This window comes from Flavobacterium frigidarium DSM 17623 (assembly GCF_000425505.1).
Taxonomy (GTDB): domain Bacteria; phylum Bacteroidota; class Bacteroidia; order Flavobacteriales; family Flavobacteriaceae; genus Flavobacterium; species Flavobacterium frigidarium.
In genome coordinates this window covers 38,227-57,595 of the sequence record NZ_AUDO01000013.1, presented here as the reverse complement: position 1 = coordinate 57,595, position 19,369 = coordinate 38,227, and the positions used below count along the sequence as shown (strand labels likewise).

The 19,369-nt window shown below is 33.7% G+C and carries 17 protein-coding genes; 9 read left to right on the top strand and 8 right to left on the bottom strand.

Features of this window, described 5'->3' with window-relative positions; translation table 11 throughout:
- Positions 1 to 78: 78 nt before the first annotated feature.
- Complete coding sequence (locus H603_RS0109565; protein WP_026708389.1) at positions 79 to 942, bottom strand: DUF58 domain-containing protein; 864 nt, start codon at positions 940 to 942, stop codon at positions 79 to 81.
- Positions 943 to 1,027: 85 nt separating this feature from the next.
- Positions 1,028 to 2,032 carry an AAA family ATPase gene (locus tag H603_RS0109560; RefSeq protein ID WP_026708388.1) on the bottom strand — a complete coding sequence of 335 codons (1,005 nt, stop codon included), beginning with the start codon at positions 2,030 to 2,032 and terminating at the stop codon, positions 1,028 to 1,030.
- A 212-nt stretch (positions 2,033 to 2,244) separates the two neighbouring features.
- On the opposite strand from H603_RS0109560, the gene H603_RS0109555 reads away from it, so the two are divergent.
- The 5 genes from H603_RS0109555 (at position 2,245) to H603_RS0109535 (ending at position 7,041) form a co-directional block, all read left to right on the top strand.
- Complete coding sequence (locus H603_RS0109555) at positions 2,245 to 3,117, top strand: aldo/keto reductase (RefSeq protein WP_026708387.1); 873 nt, start codon at positions 2,245 to 2,247, stop codon at positions 3,115 to 3,117.
- A 55-nt stretch (positions 3,118 to 3,172) separates the two neighbouring features.
- Entirely contained in the window at positions 3,173 to 3,925 is a 753-nt protein-coding gene (locus H603_RS0109550; RefSeq protein ID WP_026708386.1) for an SDR family NAD(P)-dependent oxidoreductase, read from the top strand.
- 173 nt (positions 3,926 to 4,098) lie between these two features.
- Complete coding sequence (locus H603_RS0109545; RefSeq protein ID WP_026708385.1) at positions 4,099 to 5,247, top strand: ATP-binding protein; 1,149 nt, start codon at positions 4,099 to 4,101, stop codon at positions 5,245 to 5,247.
- 521 nt (positions 5,248 to 5,768) lie between these two features.
- Positions 5,769 to 6,494 carry a metallophosphoesterase family protein gene (locus H603_RS0109540; protein WP_026708384.1) on the top strand — a complete coding sequence of 242 codons (726 nt, stop codon included), beginning with the start codon at positions 5,769 to 5,771 and terminating at the stop codon, positions 6,492 to 6,494.
- A gap of 46 nt (positions 6,495 to 6,540) precedes the next feature.
- On the top strand, positions 6,541 to 7,041 hold the full coding sequence (locus H603_RS0109535) for a DUF6646 family protein (RefSeq protein ID WP_026708383.1): 501 nt from the start codon (positions 6,541 to 6,543) through the stop codon (positions 7,039 to 7,041).
- A 92-nt stretch (positions 7,042 to 7,133) separates the two neighbouring features.
- Here the strand turns inward: H603_RS0109535 and amaB are convergent, their stop codons facing one another.
- Complete coding sequence (gene amaB, locus H603_RS0109530) at positions 7,134 to 8,687, bottom strand: L-piperidine-6-carboxylate dehydrogenase (RefSeq protein ID WP_026708382.1); 1,554 nt, start codon at positions 8,685 to 8,687, stop codon at positions 7,134 to 7,136.
- A gap of 201 nt (positions 8,688 to 8,888) precedes the next feature.
- Between amaB and H603_RS0109525 the strand changes: the two genes are divergently transcribed.
- Positions 8,889 to 9,848: an MBL fold metallo-hydrolase gene (locus H603_RS0109525; protein ID WP_026708381.1), complete on the top strand. Its 960-nt coding sequence runs from the start codon at positions 8,889 to 8,891 to the stop codon at positions 9,846 to 9,848.
- A 100-nt stretch (positions 9,849 to 9,948) separates the two neighbouring features.
- Here H603_RS0109525 and H603_RS0109520 read toward each other — a convergent pair whose 3' ends face one another.
- Positions 9,949 to 10,482 (bottom strand): 3-hydroxyanthranilate 3,4-dioxygenase, encoded by a 534-nt coding sequence (locus tag H603_RS0109520; RefSeq protein WP_026708380.1) that lies wholly within the window; start codon positions 10,480 to 10,482, stop codon positions 9,949 to 9,951.
- 90 nt (positions 10,483 to 10,572) lie between these two features.
- The gene (locus H603_RS0109515) at positions 10,573 to 11,646 is read right to left on the bottom strand and encodes an endonuclease/exonuclease/phosphatase family protein (RefSeq protein WP_026708379.1); all 1,074 of its coding nucleotides are present in this window, start codon (positions 11,644 to 11,646) and stop codon (positions 10,573 to 10,575) included.
- Positions 11,647 to 11,920: 274 nt separating this feature from the next.
- Between H603_RS0109515 and H603_RS0109510 the strand changes: the two genes are divergently transcribed.
- The 3 genes from H603_RS0109510 to H603_RS0109500 all read left to right on the top strand — a co-directional run bounded on the left by H603_RS0109510 (position 11,921) and on the right by H603_RS0109500 (position 14,001).
- Positions 11,921 to 12,817 (top strand): S66 peptidase family protein, encoded by an 897-nt coding sequence (locus H603_RS0109510; RefSeq protein WP_026708378.1) that lies wholly within the window; start codon positions 11,921 to 11,923, stop codon positions 12,815 to 12,817.
- A gap of 18 nt (positions 12,818 to 12,835) precedes the next feature.
- Positions 12,836 to 13,225, top strand: a complete 390-nt coding sequence (locus H603_RS0109505; RefSeq protein ID WP_026708377.1) for a YraN family protein — start codon at positions 12,836 to 12,838, stop codon at positions 13,223 to 13,225.
- A gap of 119 nt (positions 13,226 to 13,344) precedes the next feature.
- Positions 13,345 to 14,001, top strand: a complete 657-nt coding sequence (locus tag H603_RS0109500) for an aspartate kinase (RefSeq protein WP_026708376.1) — start codon at positions 13,345 to 13,347, stop codon at positions 13,999 to 14,001.
- A gap of 215 nt (positions 14,002 to 14,216) precedes the next feature.
- Here H603_RS0109500 and H603_RS0109495 read toward each other — a convergent pair whose 3' ends face one another.
- The 3 genes from H603_RS0109495 to H603_RS0109485 form a co-directional block, all read right to left on the bottom strand.
- Positions 14,217 to 15,143, bottom strand: coding sequence for a helix-turn-helix domain-containing protein (locus H603_RS0109495; protein WP_026708375.1), 927 nt, complete (start codon positions 15,141 to 15,143; stop codon positions 14,217 to 14,219).
- A gap of 99 nt (positions 15,144 to 15,242) precedes the next feature.
- Positions 15,243 to 18,614 carry a transcription-repair coupling factor gene (gene mfd / locus H603_RS0109490; RefSeq protein WP_026708374.1) on the bottom strand — a complete coding sequence of 1,124 codons (3,372 nt, stop codon included), beginning with the start codon at positions 18,612 to 18,614 and terminating at the stop codon, positions 15,243 to 15,245.
- On the bottom strand, positions 18,607 to 19,209 hold the full coding sequence (locus H603_RS0109485; protein WP_026708373.1) for a hypothetical protein: 603 nt from the start codon (positions 19,207 to 19,209) through the stop codon (positions 18,607 to 18,609). Before H603_RS0109485 ends, mfd begins: the two co-directional genes overlap by 8 nt.
- Between the last annotated feature and the right edge of the window lie 160 nt (positions 19,210 to 19,369).

The following is a 19,369-nucleotide window of genomic DNA, read 5'->3' as shown; positions in this document are numbered from 1 at the left end:
CAGTTGTGCTTTTATAAATCTCTAAAATTTTAATTATTTCCAATTCATTTTAGTTGTAAAAATTGTAAGTCCTCATCGTTATCTTGATTTAAAATAACCCAACAATTTTGTTACATAACTTTCATCTACTCGTGTATTTACTACTCCAGATCCCGACTTACTAAAGGTTTCTTTGAAGTAATTTAGTCTCTCGTTATAATGTTTCTCATAATTAAAACGCACGGTTTTAGAACCTGTATCGATTAAAGAAATTTCACCAGATTCTGCATCTCGCATAGGAACCATTCCAATATTTGGTATGCTCTGTTCTCTAATATCGTATACTCGTATTCCTGTGATATCATGCTTTTTTGCAGCGATTTTCAATGTTTGATCATATCCTTCACACATAAAATCAGAGATTACAAATACAATTGCTTTTTTCTTTTGCGTGCTCGATAGAAATTTCAACGCTTGTCCTAAATCTGTCTTGCGACTTTTAGGTTCAAATTCGATTAATTCTCTAATGATACGCAACACATGAGAACGTCCTTTTTTAGGTGGAATATACAATTCTATCTGATCTGAGAATAATATGAGTCCAATTTTGTCGTTGTTCTGTGTAGCCGAAAAAGCCATTGTTGCAGCAATTTCAGTAACGATATCTTTTTTAAACTGATTTTTTGATCCAAAACTTTCAGAACCCGAAATATCAACCATTAACATCATGGTCAATTCACGCTCTTCTTCAAATACTTTTACGTGGGCTTCGTTGTATCTCGCGGTTACATTCCAATCTATATTTCGAATATCATCTCCATATTGATATTGACGCACTTCACTAAAAGTCATCCCGCGCCCTTTAAAAGACGTATGGTATTCTCCCGAAAAAATATGATCGCTCAATCTTCGGGTCTTAATTTCTATTTTACGTACTTTTTTTAAAAGATCTTTTGTATCCATTTATTTAATTTGTTTAAAGTTTAAAAAAGTTTAAGATTTTCATATTTTGCTACAGCAACTTGAAACCTTAAACCTTAAACAAATTTTAAGGTACTTCTACTTCGTTTACAATTTTATTGATAATATCTACAGATGTTACATTCTCTGCTTCAGCTTCATATGTAATTCCTATTCTGTGACGCAACACATCATGAACAACGGCACGTACATCCTCAGGAATAACATAACCACGACGTTTTATAAAAGCGTAACATTTTGCCGCTACAGCTAAGTTGATACTTCCACGCGGAGAAGATCCAAAGCTGATTAATGGTTTCAACTCCGCTAATTTATATTTCTCAGGATAACGAGTAGCAAAAATGATATCTAAGATGTATTTCTCTATTTTTTCGTCCATATACACTTCACGAACCGCTTCTTGAGCACGCAAAATCTGCTCCACAGAAACCACTTGATTTACCTTCTCGTAACTTCCTTTTAAATTTTGACGAATTACTAAACGCTCCTCATCCATTTTAGGGTAGTCGATAACTGTTTTTAACATAAAACGGTCAACTTGTGCTTCTGGTAATTGATAAGTACCTTCTTGCTCAACTGGGTTTTGAGTTGCTAGTACAAGGAATGGTCTTTCTAATTTAAAAGTAGTATCCCCAATAGTCACTTGCTTTTCCTGCATCGCCTCTAAAAGTGCTGATTGCACCTTAGCTGGAGCACGGTTAATCTCATCTGCAAGAACAAAATTGGCAAAAATTGGTCCTTTTTTTATCGAAAACTCATTTGCCTTAATGTTGTATATCATTGTTCCTACAACATCGGCAGGCAATAAATCTGGTGTAAATTGAATTCGGCTGAAGGAACCGTGAATAGCTTGAGACAATGTATTAATCGCTAATGTTTTTGCCAGTCCAGGAACTCCTTCTAATAGAATATGCCCTTGACCTAATAAACCAATTAATAATCGCTCAACCATATGCTTCTGACCCACAATCACTTTGTTCATTTCCATTGAAAGTAAATCGATAAACGCACTTTCTCTTTCTATTTTTTCATTGATTGCTCTAATGTCTAAAGTCGATGTATTCTCTTCCATATTGATGTATTTATTACCTTTATTTTAATGCCCCACTTTTGGTAGTGCAAATTGAATTTTTTTTTAGAGGAAAGATGTTAAAAAATGGTTAAAACTTCTCGCAATAATCTAATTTTAAGCATGAATTATGATACTATTTTTATATTTTTAAGAACTTTGAAAAATATACTTTGGAAAAGTAAAAAAACCATCTCATATAAAAAACTAAAAACATGACAAAAACAACATTATCTCCCATAATTGCTGGTACTATGAATTGGGGTGTATGGGATAAAAACCTCAACCAGAAGGAGATGGAGAATATGATTCACGTATGTTATGAAAATAAAATAACAACTTTTGATCATGCCGATATTTACGGATCATACACTACAGAAACCGATTTTGGTAAGGCCTACCATTCGAGTAAAATAGCTAGAGAAAATATCCAGTTAATTTCGAAATGTGGAATCCAAATGATTTCTGAAAACAGAAACAATACAATAAAGCATTACGATTATTCGAAAAAGCACATTATTGAGTCAGTAGAGCAATCATTAAAAAATTTGCACACTGATTATTTAGATGTTTTTTTACTACACAGACCTAGCCCATTAATGCAGGCCGACGAAATTGCAGAGGCTGTTACTCAATTAAAATCTGAAGGGAAAATAATCGATTTTGGTCTTTCAAATTTTACGACAAGTCAAACAGAATTGATTCGACAAAAAACAACAGTTAACTATAATCAAGTACAATTTTCAGCAACAAATTTCGAACCCATGATGGACGGCAGTTTTGATTACATGCAACTGCATACCATTCGCCCCATGTCTTGGAATCCCTTGGGATCTGTATTTAGAGCTGATGTTCCCCAAACACGTCGTCTTAAAAACCTCCTTGCCAATTTAGTTTCTAAATACCATTTAGGCTCAGACACTATTTTGCTTTCTTGGGTTCTACAACATCCTGCAAATGTTATTCCTATTGCCGGTACTGTAAATATTGCCCGCATACAATCACTTCATAAAGCGGTTGAATTAACGTTAGATAAAGAAGACTGGTTTGCAATATGGAGCGAAAGCATGGGAAATGAAGTTCCCTAAACATTTTTTTTCACAAGACGAATTTATTTTAATTCTCAAATAATCACACCACAACATGACTAAAACAGCTTTTATCACCGGCGCTACTAGCGGAATAGGTGAAGCTACCGCAAAAATTCTAGCACAAAATAACTATAAAATAATTCTATGCGGAAGAAGAAAAGAACGCCTAGATATTTTAAAAAAAGAACTATCTGCTTACACAGATGTTCATACATTACAGTTTGACGTTCGAGATAAAGAAGCTGTTTTTGCAGCTATTGCTTCTTTACCAGAAGCCTTTTCAACTATTGACGTTCTAATAAATAACGCAGGTAATGCACATGGATTAGACCCTATTCAAAACGGAAATACTGACGATTGGGATGCTATGATTGACATCAACGTAAAGGGATTGCTATATGTTTCTAAAGCAATTATTCCGCAAATGAAAGATCGAAAATCAGGCCACATTATTAATATTGGTTCCACTGCCGCAAAAGAGGTTTACCCTAATGGAAACGTGTATTGCGCTACAAAACATGCAGTAGACGCCTTGAATCAAGGGATGCGAATCGATTTAAATCCCTTTGGTATTCGCGTAGGGGCAATTCATCCTGGAATGGTAGAAACAGAATTTAGCGCTGTTCGTTTTAAAGGTGACACTGAGAAAGCTGAAAATGTATACAAAGGCTTCACACCTCTTCAAGCAGAAGATATCGCAGATATTATCCATTTTGTTGTTTCTCGTCCTTATCATATAAACATCGCTGATCTTGTAGTAATGAGTACGGCACAAGCATCGTCGACTATTGTAAACAAGTCATAAATACCTTTTTTTTTGGGTTATCATTAGTGCGATAACCCAAAAATTATCAATGTTCTAATAATTACAAATCGAGATTTAAATAACTCATTGATAACATTTAAAACCTTTTATTCTGCCTTTACCTCTATCGATTTGCTTATATTTATGTTTATGAATTTCTATCATAAATTGCAATGATTAATAAACGGCTACTTATTAAGAACTTACTTGCTCACAATGATGAGAATAGCTTTTATGATAAAAAACGACAGTTAAATCTGCATACTAAAGAGGGTAAAGCAAAATTTCTCAAGCACATTTGCGCTTTATCTAACTCTAATCCTTTCAATAATTCTTTTATAGTCGTAGGTGTGGAAGATCACGAAAACGAAATTGTTGGTGACGATTTTTTTGACGACAGTCGCATACAAAATCTTGTAAATGCCTATCTAGAAAATCCGCCAAAAATTCAGTATGAAAATGTTCCCTTTCCCAACTTACCTAAACATAAGGTTGTAGGGCTTGTTACTATAAAACCAAAAAAGCACACCTCCTACTTTAAAAAATCTATTTATACTATCCTTTCTCAAAGTGTTTATATTAGAATTGGCTCGAATACCACCCCTACTACAGACAAGGTTTTAAAGAGCAATCAAAATCTTAGCACCGTTACATCTATTGAAAATAGTGCACGCAATAGTATCCAAAATACATTAGACAGCGTATTTGATTTTATAAATTTTAGACATAAGGACATGTCTCCAAAATACCATGTATTTAAAGAACTTTTTATTATCTGCTGGGCTGGAATTCCTAAAAATGTGCATCACAAAACTTATTTATCAAGAGTCGATATCGAATTAATAAATGAACAAGTAAAATTGTTTTATTCTGCACAAGATGTTGTGACTATTACTTATGATAAAAATACGTTTACAATTACTGAATATGTTCCATTAGGGTTAAACGACAAAACAACCTACTATCCGTTAGAAAAGCAAACAATTTATTTTTATGAGAATGGCTATTATAAAATAGAGAATGAAATGTTGTTTGAACCACCTAGATATAGTAGAAAAATGCTATTTCACATTTATAATTCAAATATTGCTTTATTAAAAAAGCTAGAGAAAAGCTATACATTAACGGCTAGAGAATATCAAGATTTAGAAAATCTTCCGTCTACTTTTATGATTTGTTACTTGAATGGATTTGCTGAAGCAAAAGAGAAGTTGGTTCATTCTAAACCATTATTAAAAGCGTACCCTGCCGTTTACCTTTTATTTAAAGAGGCATTACGCATTTTAAGAAAAATGAAATACGATACTAAAAATGGAGATTGAAAAAAGATACAAGATCATTTAAAAAACTACATATCGTTCTGATAATCAACAGAGATAAAGCGATGAGTGTATTCATTTTTTAAAGTTTTATATATTTCCGTAAAACTAAATAAAATTAATATAATAAACAATCACCTAATTCAGTGATTTTCAATACTTGTTAAATTACTCGCTATTTTCTTACCATTATTAGCTTTCAAATATTGAGTGCGACGTACTGTTATCACTGGTAAATTGTAGTTTTTATTTGTAATCTTTAATTGAAATTTTATAACTCATTTATTAAAAAAAATTTTGAGATATTTTTTCCAATAATTAAAATTTAAAGTAATAATTGTTACATGTCATTGAATTCTAATTTAAAATGCAATCGATATAGATTAAAGAAATAGTCGAATTATGAAGTTTTAGCGTAAAAAACAAAATAAATAAACCTCCTTCCCAACTCTTTTCCTTAATTTTATAGATTGGAAAAACAGCAACCAAACTGTTAATTATAATCCCGATTGACCCAAAATAAAATGAGAACATTAGTTATAGGTGATATACATGGAGGCTTGCGTGCACTTCACCAAATTATGGAAAGAGCCAAAGTTACTCCACAAGATAATTTAATTTTTTTAGGTGATTACGTTGATGGATGGAGCCAATCACCGCAGGTACTTGATTATTTGATAAATTTAAAAACTACTAATGATTGTATTTTCATCAGGGGAAATCATGATGAATTGTTATTGCATTGGTTAAAAGAAAGTCGTGATAACTTGATGTGGTACAAACATGGAGGTGAAGCCACAGTTACCGCTTATGAAAAGGTAGATACGACTACAAAACAATTGCACGTAGAATTTTTACTCTCACTTCAGGATTATCATTTAGACGATAAAAACAGATTATTTGTTCATGCAGGGTTCACAAATATGAATGGTGTGAAACATGAATTTTATCCAAAACTATTTTACTGGGATCGCACCTTATGGGAAACTGCGCTTGCATTAGACCCAGCGATTAAAAAAGAAAGTCCGTTTTATCCAAAGCGTTTTACATTATATAATGAAGTTTATATTGGACACACTCCGGTTAGCCGCATTGCTGAATCAACTCCAGTTAATAAAGCATGTATATGGAACGTAGATACTGGGGCGGCATTTAAAGGTCCCCTTACCATTATGGATATTGATAGTAAAGAATTCTGGCAGAGTGACCCGCTTAACCAACTCTATTTTGACGAGAAGGGTAGAAATTAAATTATAAATGAGTAGTTTTGTGCCGGTTTTATTAAAATTAAAAATTATGAAAAAGGTATTTACATTAGTGTTACTATGCACTGTTGGTTTAATTAATGCACAAGCATTCAGTGGTAAAGGAGATGTAAAAGGACAAGTTGGTTTTTCTGCTCAAGATGGAGGAACAGGTATATTTATCTCTTCAGATTTTGGAATTGGAGAAAACATGTCATTAGGATTAACTACAAATTATTTATTATCTGTTGATAATGACATCAATGGTAACAACCCTTCTTTTGGAGATCGATTTGATTTAAAAGCTCGATTTAATGCAAACTTAGGCAGCGTATTACAACTAGAGCCAAATATGGATGTTTACCCTGGTTTAGATTTGGGTTTAAAGAATTTTGGAGCACATTTAGGTTTCCGTTATTTCTTTACTGATGGTTTTGGTTTATTTGCTGAAGCTGGCGTACCACTTGCTAAATACGATACTAATGACACTGACTTTGGACATGATTTAAATAATCAGTTTACTTTTAACGTTGGAGCTTCTTTCAACTTATAATTTGTTCGAATAAAATAAATTTAAATAAATAAAAAACGGCAATTTGATCAAATTGCCGTTTTTTTTATGCTGTAATTATCATGCTTATAAATTTATAAATCAAATTTAATTCCTTGTGCTAGTGGTAAACTGCTACCATAATTGATTGTATTTGTCTGGCGTCTCATGTATACTTTCCAAGCATCAGATCCTGACTCTCTACCACCACCTGTTTCTTTTTCACCTCCAAAGGCACCACCAATTTCTGCGCCAGAAGTTCCAATATTAACATTGGCAATTCCACAATCAGAACCAGCTACTGATAAAAAGTGTTCTGCTTCTCTTAAATTGTTTGTCATAATTGCCGAAGACAATCCCTGAGCAACACCATTTTGAATATCAAGCGCATCCTCCACAGATCCGGTATATTTTAATAAGTATAGAACAGGTGCAAACGTTTCATGTTGTACTATTTTGAAAGAATTATCTGCTTCTGCGATTGCGGGTTGCACATAGCAACCACTTTCATAACCTTCACCAGCAAGTACACCACCTTCAACAAGAATTTTCCCGCCTTGTGCTATAACATCTTCAAGTGCTTTGCTATACATTGCAACAGCGTCTTTATCGATAAGCGGCCCTACGTGATTATTTTCATCTAATGGATTTCCTATTTTTAATTGTTGGTACGCAGCAACTATTGCATCTCTTACCTTATCATAAATACTTTCATGAATAATTAAACGACGTGTTGACGTACAACGTTGGCCTGCCGTTCCTACTGCTCCAAAAACAGCTCCAATAACGGTCATTTTAATATCAGCATCTGGAGTAACGATGATGGCATTGTTTCCACCTAACTCTAATAATGATTTACCTAATCGTCCCGCTACTGTTTGCGCTACAATTTTCCCCATTCGAGTAGAACCAGTAGCCGAAATTAAGGGAATGCGTTTGTCAGCAGTCATCATCTCTCCTACTTTGTAATCTCCGTTAATTAAGCAAGAAATTCCTTCAGGTAAGTTATTTTCTTTAATTACTTCAGCAATTATATTTTGACATGCAATTCCACATAAAGGTGTTTTTTCAGAGGGTTTCCAAACGCAAACATCACCGCAAATCCACGCTAATGCAGTATTCCAAGCCCAAACTGCTACTGGAAAATTGAAAGCAGAGATGATCCCCACTACGCCTAATGAGTGATATTGCTCATACATTCTATGTTGTGGTCTTTCTGAATGCATTGTCAAACCGTGCAACTGACGTGATAAACCTACAGCAAAATCACAGATATCGATCATTTCTTGTACTTCACCATATCCTTCTTGCAAAGATTTACCCATTTCATAAGAAACTAGTTTTCCTAATGCATCTTTCTTTTCACGCAATTTTTCACCAAACTGCCTTACAATTTCTCCACGTTGCGGTGCTGGCATTGTTCTAAATGTTTTGAAAGCTGCTGTTGCTGCCTCCATCACCTTATCGTAATCTGCAGCTGTTGATGTGGTAACTTTTGCTATCAATTGTCCATCTACCGGAGAATAACTTTCTAAGGTAGTACCACTAGAAAAGTTTTGTAACCCTGTTGATGTACCATCATTTATCTCCTTTATACCCAATTGAGTTAAAGCTTCTTTCATTCCGAATTGATTTGCTATTGTTATCATTGTAACTTTTTTGGTTAAAATTGTTATATTTTTATGTAAATATACTATTTCAAATTTAATTCAAAGAATTGCAATTCGAAATAATACCTTGCTGTAAAGTTAAATTAATAATCTTGACATCAAATAATCGGAGTTTTTTTATTGTTTTCGAAAACTACGTTTAATTTTACAGTTTGATACACCAAATTCAAAATCAAGAATATGCAGCAGAAGATAAAATTAGTGCTTTCTCTATTTTTAGTTGTTACTATTGCTTTAGGCCAACAACAAAATAAATCAAGTTTCACTGTAGTTCCACTTGGCATAAAAGGAGGTATAGACGAAAGCAATTTATCATGCTATTTAGTGGCTCCTTCTAGGACTAATGATTTCGTGGCCTTTGACGCAGGTACAATAAATGCCGGAATAGAGAAGGCAATTGAAAAAACTACTTTTAGTGTACCGCTAACTACTGTTTTGAAAAAATACATCAAAGGCTATTTTATATCTCATGCGCATTTGGACCATGTTTCTGGTTTGATAATCAACTCACCCGCCGACGCTACAAAAACGGTTTACGCTACTGAAAAGTGCATGAAAATGATGGAAGATCATTATTTTAATGGAGAAACTTGGGCCAACTTTGGAGATGAAGGACCTGGATTCCAAATCAAAAAGTATCATTTCCAAACCTTGAACTTAGCTGAAAAAACAGTGGTGACTAATACTACAATGACAGTACAAGCATATCCTCTTAGTCATGTAAATCCATTTGAGAGTACTGCTTTTTTATTAAAGAATAACGAAGACTACATATTGTATTTGGGAGATACCGGTGCTGATAGTATTGAAAAAAGCGATAAACTAGCTTCCCTATGGAAAACAATTTCCCCACTTATTATAAACAATACATTGAAAGGAATATTTATCGAAGTCTCATTCCCCAATGATCAACCAGTCAATCAACTTTATGGACATTTAACACCGAGCTTGCTAAGTCAAGAACTAGAGTCTTTAAGCAAGTTCACAGGAAAGCAAGCATTAAAAAATTTTAACATTATTGTTACTCATGTCAAACCACCTAGCGACAAAATTGCATTGCTGAAAGAACAATTAATTGAAAGCAATCCTTTTCAAGTACATTACGTTTTTCCAGAGCAGGGAGTCCAATTTGAACTTTAAATCTATTTCGCTAGCAGCCTTATTCTCTAATAGCTTTTTAAAACATGAAGATGCAGCGCCCCAAAGAGTCTGGGCGGGAAATGGCTCATTGAAGAATAATCTAAACAGTAAAACGAGGATCGGCTTCCATCACAGTACCGCAATTATCGCAAGTTCTCAAATCGAGTGAATTATAAAAATCTTTAAAATGTGGTAGAAAATCTTTTTCTATATCGTGTAACTCAAATTTGACCTCATATAGCTTGTGATTGCAGTTGTCACAATGCCACAACAATCCATCAGTAAAGCCTTTTCCTACTCGTTTTCTTTCGATAACTAATCCTATTGATCCTTCTGAGCGAACAGGTGAATGAGGAATATTTGCTGGGTGCAAGTACATATCCCCTGCGTTCAACTCCATTTCTTTTCTCTCTCCGTCCTCTTGAATGATGACTTTTATGAAACCCTCTAATTGATAAAATAACTCCTCCGTTTCATTATAGTGATAGTCTTTACGAGCATTGGGACCCGCAACAACCATGACAATATAATCGCCAGATTCATGATACAGATTTTTATTTCCCACTGGTGGTTTTAATAAATCACGATTTTCATCAATCCACTTATTAAGGTTAAAAGGTTTTGCTATTGCCATGAGATTTTTATTGTATTTGTAAATGCTAAGGTATAAAAAAGGGACTGTACATTACGTTAATAAATTCTGAAAGTGTTATAGTTCAATGATTCAATTTATTTCTTTAATCAGATAAATATAAACGGGAAAATGATCACTAAAACCTACCTCATTATTAGAATTTCGCTTTGGATATCCCTTATATTTTCCTGAGTTTTGAATGAGAAACGGCTTGTTGTAAATGCCTGCTTTCCAGAACTGGTATTTTGTAAAATCATTATTTATAAATGGTTCCGATATCATAATCTGATCAAAAATATCCCAAGAATCTCTGTAAGCAATGGTTCCTAATCCGCGCTTTGCCATATTCTCAAATGGATTATAGATTCCCAATTTACCAACTGCTTTTCTTTTACCAATGGCGCCAACAGCATTTTTGACACTTTTATTCGTAGGTCCGTCGTTGAGATCTCCCATCGTAATTACCTTAGCCAGTGGATTAATTTTTTGCAATGAATCAATAATCTTCTTGTTTAAAGCGCCAGCAGCCTCTCTAAAAGGGCTTGATCTTTTTTCACCACCTGATCGCGACGGCCAGTGGTTTACAATAATACTGACCTCCTCTCCTTCTAGAAATCCTGTAATTAACAACTGATCTCTAGTAAAGACTCTATTTGACTGCGTACTATCGGCTTCCATTTTAAATAATTCGGGGTCTTTTTTATAAACATAGAGCGGAATATTTGCGTAGTCTGTAGGTCTAAAATATTTTTTCTGGTACAATAAAGCAACGTCTATCCCTCTTTTATCTGGTGAGTCAAAATGAATGATTCCGTAGTCTACGTCAATCAAATTAGGTTCCTTCAATAAATCTTCAAGCACACCTCTATTTTCTATTTCGCAACAGCCTATGAGTGTGGGTGCCGTTTTATTTTTTGTAGATCCTATTTGCACAATGACTTCACTTAGATTTTTAAGTTTTTGATTGTACTTGCTTTTACTCCAATGTCTGCCCCCGCTAGGCGTCCACTCATCATCATTTACAGCCGGGTTATTTATGGTATCAAATAAGTTTTCTAGATTATAAAACGCAACCGTATGAATGGAGTATTTTTTTTGCTGTCCAAAAGTCGTTTTTGTAGTAATCAGAAATATAACAAATAGAAAGTAACGTAAAAATCTCATAATCAGTAGTTAGAAGGATGTGCAATTTACAAATACTCTTTCTATTTCATTGGTTTTTTCCTTCAAAATTGCCTTTAATCAGTTTTAGCTATTTATTTTCTAATTCCTATCTTTGTTGTAAATCCACCTAAATTGGAGTCTTTAAAATCATCATACGTAAATTAATCTAATGCAGCAGAACCTAAATTGGCCCTTTCGAAAAAAATCTACCTTTTTTAAGTCTTTAATTTTAATCTTGATTTTTCAAACATTTACATCACAAGCTCAAACAAAAATGATAACACCAGTTAATTTAAAAAAAGGAGATACAATTGCACTAGTGGCAACAGCTAGAAAAGCCACTGACGGAAGTCTTAAAGCAGCAATTGATTTAGCACACAGCTGGGGGCTTGAAGTAGTTGTTGGGAGTTCGATTGGTTTAGATTATAATCAACTTGCTGGAACAGATGAACAAAGAGCTGCTGATTTTCAAGATCAATTAGACAACCCAAAAATCAAAGCAATTTGGTGTGTAAAAGGGGGTTATGGAACTGTAAGAATGGTTGATTTATTAGATTTTACAAAATTTAAATCACAACCAAAATGGATTGTGGGTTTTAGCGACATTACTGTATTACACAACCATTTAAATACGATGGGATACAAATCTATTCATGGCGTGATGCCTATCACTGTTGCTCGTGCTACCCCGCCAGCAATAGAAAGTTTACATGCTTCATTATTTGGTCAAGCTTTAAGTTACACCATTACTACAGATAAAATGAACCGTCAAGGCCACGCTACTGGACAGTTAGTAGGCGGAAACTTATCGATTTTATATAGTTTATTAGGATCGCAGTCTGCAATTGATTGTAAAGACAAAATCTTATTTATTGAAGATTTAGACGAATACCTGTATCATATTGATCGAATGATGATGAATTTAAAACGAAATGGATGTTTAGAGAGTGTTAAAGGAATTATTGTAGGGTCAATGACGCAAATGAAAGACAACGATATTCCATGGGGAAAAGATGCTGTTGCCATAATTGAAGATGTGACTAAGAGCTACAATATTCCAGTGATATACAATTTTCCTGCAGGACACATTAGAGACAATCGCGCATTAATCTTAGGTAGCACCATAACTATGGATGTTACTGCTACTAGCAGTACGGTGGAATTTCAATAAATGTAAAAGCAAAATTAAATGGCAGCACACAATGACTTAGGAAAATTAGGAGAAGAGTTGGCTGTCGATTATTTAGAGAAAGCAGGATATGAAATACTTGAAACAAACTGGACATTTCAAAAGGCCGAAATAGACATTATCGCTAAAAAAGATGCTGTCCTAGCAGTTGTCGAAGTTAAGACTAGATCTTCACTTCTATTTGGCTTACCACAGGATTTTGTCAATTCAAAAAAAATTCAATTATTGATTAAAGCGATTGATGCTTACGTCAATAGTAAAGAACTCGATCTTGAAGTTCGCTTTGATATTATCGCTATAAATACAGACGGTACAAAGTCGTCAGAGGGAGAGAATAAGGAAAAATCATTTGTAATTGAGCATCTTATAGATGCATTTTATCATTTTTAATAATATTTATTAATGTTATATTTGTAACAAAATGTTTTTTATTTATATTTGCAGTAGTTTTTAACACAACTTGAACTAAGTTATCTACAGCAACTAACTATTAAAAAACGAAATCAATTATGAAAACTGTTTCTTCAATTGTAGAAAATTACATTAAAACAAAGCCCTTTTTATTAAATGCTTTATCGCTAGGAATTATCAATTTGACTTCTCTTTCAAGGAATATTATGTCAGAATTAGAAAGTGAATTTGGCAAGGAAGTGAAACAAGGCGCTATTGTGATGTCCTTAAAACGATTGACAGAAGAGCTTGACTTTCGTTTGAATCACAAGATTAATAAAGTTATAAAAAATATTGGCGAAATCACTGTGCGTTCTGCTTTAACAGATTACACTTTTGCCGTATCAGAAACTGTCTTACATAAACAGGCTGATTTGATTTCGAATATAAATGCTTTACCAGATGTATTTTATACCTCTTCACGTGGGGTAAACGAAATAAACATTGTGATTAGTAATAGTGTTGACAACCTAGTTGACAAGCACTTTGTTGCTGAAAAATTAATTCAGAAATTGGAAAATTTAGCCTCAATTACAGTAAAATTACCTAAAGAAAACATTGCCGTTCCTGGAATTTATTATTTCATTTTTCAGCGTCTGGCTTGGGAAGGAATTATTATCAACGAGGTAATTTCAACTTCAAATGAATTCACAATCTTAGTTAGTGAAGAACAAGTTGATGTTGCTTTTAAAGTGATCAAAGATTTAAAGAATTAAAGTTCTAGATAGAATATAATGTAGCTATTACTGCTATTTCAAATCAACTAAAAGCGTTCTAATCACTATTGATAGGACGCTTTTCTCATTAAAAATACTTAGTAAGAAGTATTATTTGCTCAACTATCTTTTACAATCGACATGTGGAAATAAATTGAAAGTTTATTATTGGTTTCCACGAATCAATCAATACTTGTATAAATCAAATTTATGATTTATTTCCTAAAAGCCAAAGCTGTTAAACTAGTTTGCTTTTTAAAGAAATGTGAGAAGTGCGAAAGTTCATCAAACCCCAGTGAATAAGCCACCTCAGATATATTCCAATCGGTTTCTTTAAGCAATATTTTAGCTTCATTTATTAAGCGATTGCTAATTAACTCGGTGGTTGTTTTGCCTGTAGTTTCTCTAAGCACTTTATTTAAATGGTTCACATGAATTGATAATCGGTCTGCAAAATCCTTTGCAGTTTTTAATTCTAAACGTTGGCGCATAGAATCAATGGGATATTGTCTTTCTAATAATTCTAAAAAAAGTGAAGCCACTCTTGCAGCCGAATTGTGCTTGCAATATAAAGTTGCCGAGGGCTGGAGCTTTTGTCCAAAGTGGATCAATTCAGCCACATAATTCCGTATTAAATCATATTTAAAAGTATAACTAGAATTAATCTCAACATGTATCTTATTAAATATCAATTCGATTTGACCTGCTTCTTCATCTGTTATCTCAAAAACGGGATGCTCTTCAGGTTGAAAAACTGATACATTATCTAAGTCGATACCACTCTTTTCCTTCATGAAAAACGCGGTAGTAAAAACACAAAACTGTCCAGCTAGTTTGTTCAAATCTTGAGGAACGTAATGATAAGGGATTTTTGGTGTGGTGAATAACAAAGCGTTTTTTTCGATACAAATAACTTTGTCTGCATATTCTACTCTGTTTTTTCCTTTAATTAGACTAATCTTGTAATAAGACCGGCTGTCATAAGGTATCTCAGGTTTTTCATCAAAAGATTCAAAGAGTTCTCTAATATTGAATACATTAAATTGACCCAATTCTTTTTGAATACCATTAGGTAATAAAGAGTTGCCTTCAGATTTAGATCCGTAAGTAATGTCATTGTAAAATTCATCAATAGATTTCAACCTCATAAAAAACTGATTTGTTAATTTCAAATATAACAATAAAAAAGCTTCTAATCATAACGATTAGAAGCTTTTGTGTTTTACGGTTTTACAAGATTTCTATTCGACTCCTGCCAACATTTTCATTAGCTCCAGCGCTCTTCTAGTAGCCTTAACATTATCAAAAGTTAACAGTAAGCGCAAGCCATTTGGTGTTACCTTTTCCTTTATTTTACAAATGTCTTTCTGCTTTTGAACAAAATCCATCACAGATAGAAAACGTTTTGATTGATAAAATGACGACTGTTGATCAGATACAAAATAGCAAATCATCTTACCTTGCTTCATTACTAATTTTTCGATTCCCATGCTACTCGCAATCCATTTGATTCGAATACTATTCATTAAGGCAACCGCACGAGGTGGCATAGGTCCAAAACGGTCAATTAACTTCTCTTGGAATAATTGTAGATCGGCTTCATTTTTAATTGTTCCTAGCTCATTGTATAGATTTAGACGCTCGCTGATATTATTAATGTACTCATCAGAGAAGAGCAATTCAAAATCAGTATCGATTTGGAGGTCTTTTACATATTCCTTAGTTTCAATATCGTTCTCTGTAGGATATAAATCTTTAAATTCATTCTCTTTTAATTCTTCAATGGCTTCATTCATGATTTTTTGATACGTATCAAAACCAATCTCGTTTATAAAACCAGATTGCTCACCACCTAATAAATCTCCAGCGCCACGAATCTCAAGATCCTTCATAGCAATATTAAAACCACTACCCAATTCACTAAATTGCTCTAGCGCCTGAATACGTTTCCTAGCATCATCAGTCATTGCAGAGTATGGCGGACAAATAAAATAACAAAAAGCTTTTTTATTACTACGGCCCACACGTCCTCGCATTTGATGCAAATCAGACAATCCAAAATTATTGGCATTGTTGATAAAAATCGTATTGGCATTGGGAACATCTAATCCGCTTTCAATAATTGTCGTAGCGACAAGAACATCAAATTCTCCGTTCATGAAAGCCAACATTAATTCTTCGAGTTTCTTTCCGTCCATTTGACCGTGACCAATACCTACTCGTGCATTAGGGACCAAACGCTGAATCATTCCCGCAACTTCCTTGATATTTTCAATTCTATTATTGATAAAGAAAACTTGTCCGTTACGCTGAATTTCATACGAAATCGCATCTCTAATCATCTCTTCACTAAAACCTACTACGTTCGTTTCAATAGGATATCGATTAGGCGGAGGAGTCGTAATTACAGATAAGTCACGTGCTGCCATCAATGAAAACTGCAACGTTCTAGGTATAGGCGTAGCGGTTAATGTCAACGTGTCAACATTAGCAGCGATGGTTTTCAATTTGTCTTTTACATTAACACCAAATTTTTGTTCTTCATCGACAATTAACAATCCCAAATCTTTAAAAACGACATTTTTATTCACCAGTTGGTGCGTTCCTATAACAATGTCTAGTTTTCCTTCTGCTAATAATTTTAGCGTCTCGGCTTTTTGTTTTGCAGTTCTAAAACGGTTTAAATAACCAACTGAAACTGGCATATCTTTTAAACGTTCTGTGAATGTTCTATAATGTTGGTAAGCAAGAATGGTCGTAGGAACCAGCACTGCTACTTGTTTACTATTATCAACTGCCTTAAAAGCCGCACGAATGGCCACCTCTGTTTTTCCAAAACCTACATCACCACAAACTAAACGATCCATTGGGCGATCGCTCTCCATATCTGCTTTTACTTCTTGCGTGGACTTCGTTTGATCAGGAGTATCCTCGTAAATAAACGAACTCTCTAATTCATTTTGCAAATAACTATCTGGAGCAAATTGAAATCCTTTGTCCAACCTTCTCTTAGCATAAAGCTGAATCAAATTGAATGCAATATTCTTAACGCGTGCCTTAGTTTTTTGCTTCAGCGTTTTCCAAGCACTAGAGCCAACTTTGTATATTTTAGGTGGCGTACCGTCTTTACCAGTGTATTTTGATATTTTATGCAGCGAGTGAATACTCACATATACAATATCATTATCTGCGTAAACAAGCTTTATTGTTTCCTGTGTTTTTCCTTCAACATCAATTTTTTGCAACCCACCAAAGCGCCCTATTCCATGGTCGATATGCGTCACATAATCACCTACTGACAAAGTGGTTAATTCTTTTAAAGTAATATTCTGCTTTTTTGAATAACCATTTTTGATATTAAATTTATGGTAACGCTCAAAAATTTGATGGTCAGTATAACAAGCAATTTGATTTTCTTCATCAATAAATCCTTGATAAATAGGCAACACAATACTATTGTACTGCTTGCTAATATTTTCAGCGTTTACTTCATCTAAATTTTCAAAAATTACTTGAAATCTTTTAACCTGAGCATCATTCGAACAAAATAAGAAATTCTTATATCCATTAAAATGGTTTTCGTTTAAGTTATTCAGTAATAAGTCAAATTGCTTATTAAAAGAAGGTTGGGGTTTTATATGATAATCGAAAGCTTTTGTTGTTCTAAAAATCGCTTTTGAACCAAATTCTACTACCGAGAAATCTACCGCACGCTTAATAAACGCAGCCTGATTCACAAATAATTGATCTGGTGTGGCATGTTTAATGTCTTTGGATAATTTTTCGAATGCCTCTTCTGCTTTTGCAAAATGCTTGTCTAATTGTCCAAAAAGATCTTCGGTGTTTTGAATAAAAATAATCGTTTTACTCGAAATATAATCTAAGAAACTTTCTCGATTTTCTTGGAAAACTTTATTTTCGACATTTGGGATGATCGTAATTTTCTTCTGAATTTCGATTGACAATTGCGTTGCCACATCAAAACTTCGGATGCTATCAACCTCGTTACCAAAAAATTCGATTCGGTACGGATTATCATTCGAAAAAGAAAATACATCCACAATTCCACCACGAACAGAAAACTCTCCTGGCTCTGTGATGAAATCAACTCTTTTAAATTCATATTCGAATAAAACCTCGTTGATAAAATCAATCGAAATTTTATCGCCAACAGTTACTTTTAAAGTATTTTTTTCCAAATCTTTTCGGGTAACTACTTTTTCAAATAACGCCTCTGGATAACTTACAATCACTGCCGGTTTTTTACGAGAATTAATGCGGTTAAGCACCTCAGCACGTAGTAAAACATTAGCGTTATCTGTATCTTCGATTTGGTACGGTCTTCGGTAAGAGCCTGGATAAAAAAGCACGTCTTTTTCACCTACCATTTGCTCTAAATCGTTCAAGTAATAAGCCGCTTCTTCTTTGTTGTTAAACACAATCAAAAACGGATTTTCGGTCTTTTTAAATAACGAGCGTATTACAAAAGAAGTAGCCGACCCTAGCAAACCGCTAAGGTGAATTTTTACGCCATCTGTTTCATTTAACTGCGCTGCAATTTGCTGCGTTTTTGGCGAATTATCGTAGGTATTGTATAAAATTGTCTTACTCAACTTTAGGTAAATTAGGATCTATAGGTTCGTTAGGAATTGCGCGTGACGCATCCAACATTTGTTTTAATTCTGACTCGCCAATCTCAACTGGAATAGTGCTTATTACTTCAATTTTGTCCATTTGTCGTTGCAACGAGGCCAGTTCATTGTTAATTTCTGAAATTATTTTAACCACTTTTTCTGCAGGAATAAGATCTAAGTGAATGTATAAATCTAGCAACCTCACCTTTGTCGTCATCGTAGCAATGCGGCTTTTAATTTGTGGCTGGTTAAATTTCTCAGGAATATTATCATCCATTGCTGCTGCCTTTTTAGAAATTGCTGTCGCTTTTTGTTGAAAAGCGCCAATCGTTTTCTTAGGCTTTAAGCGCAGTTCGTTTAATAAAGAGCGAAATTCTGTCCAATCAGAAACCAAGTTCTCTGAAGTTTCATTTATAGGTTCGTCATAGAAATCCCAAGCATTACTCACTTTAGAAAATATAAGTTCATTTTTTTTCTGCTGTTTTTCATTCTCAAGACGTCTTTTTTCGCTGTCGTCTTTGCATGACGTCAATAAAACGAGTGCTAAAAAAGTATATAATAATTTAAATTTCATAGAGATAATATTGAACTACAAAGTTACAAAGTAATTTACAAATAAAGATTTGAAAATAAGAATTACGATTCATTTACATTCAATAAAGTATTACTAGCATTACTGCCAAAATAGTAATTATTACCAATTCCTTTTAAGGCTTTGATTTAAGTATTGACAA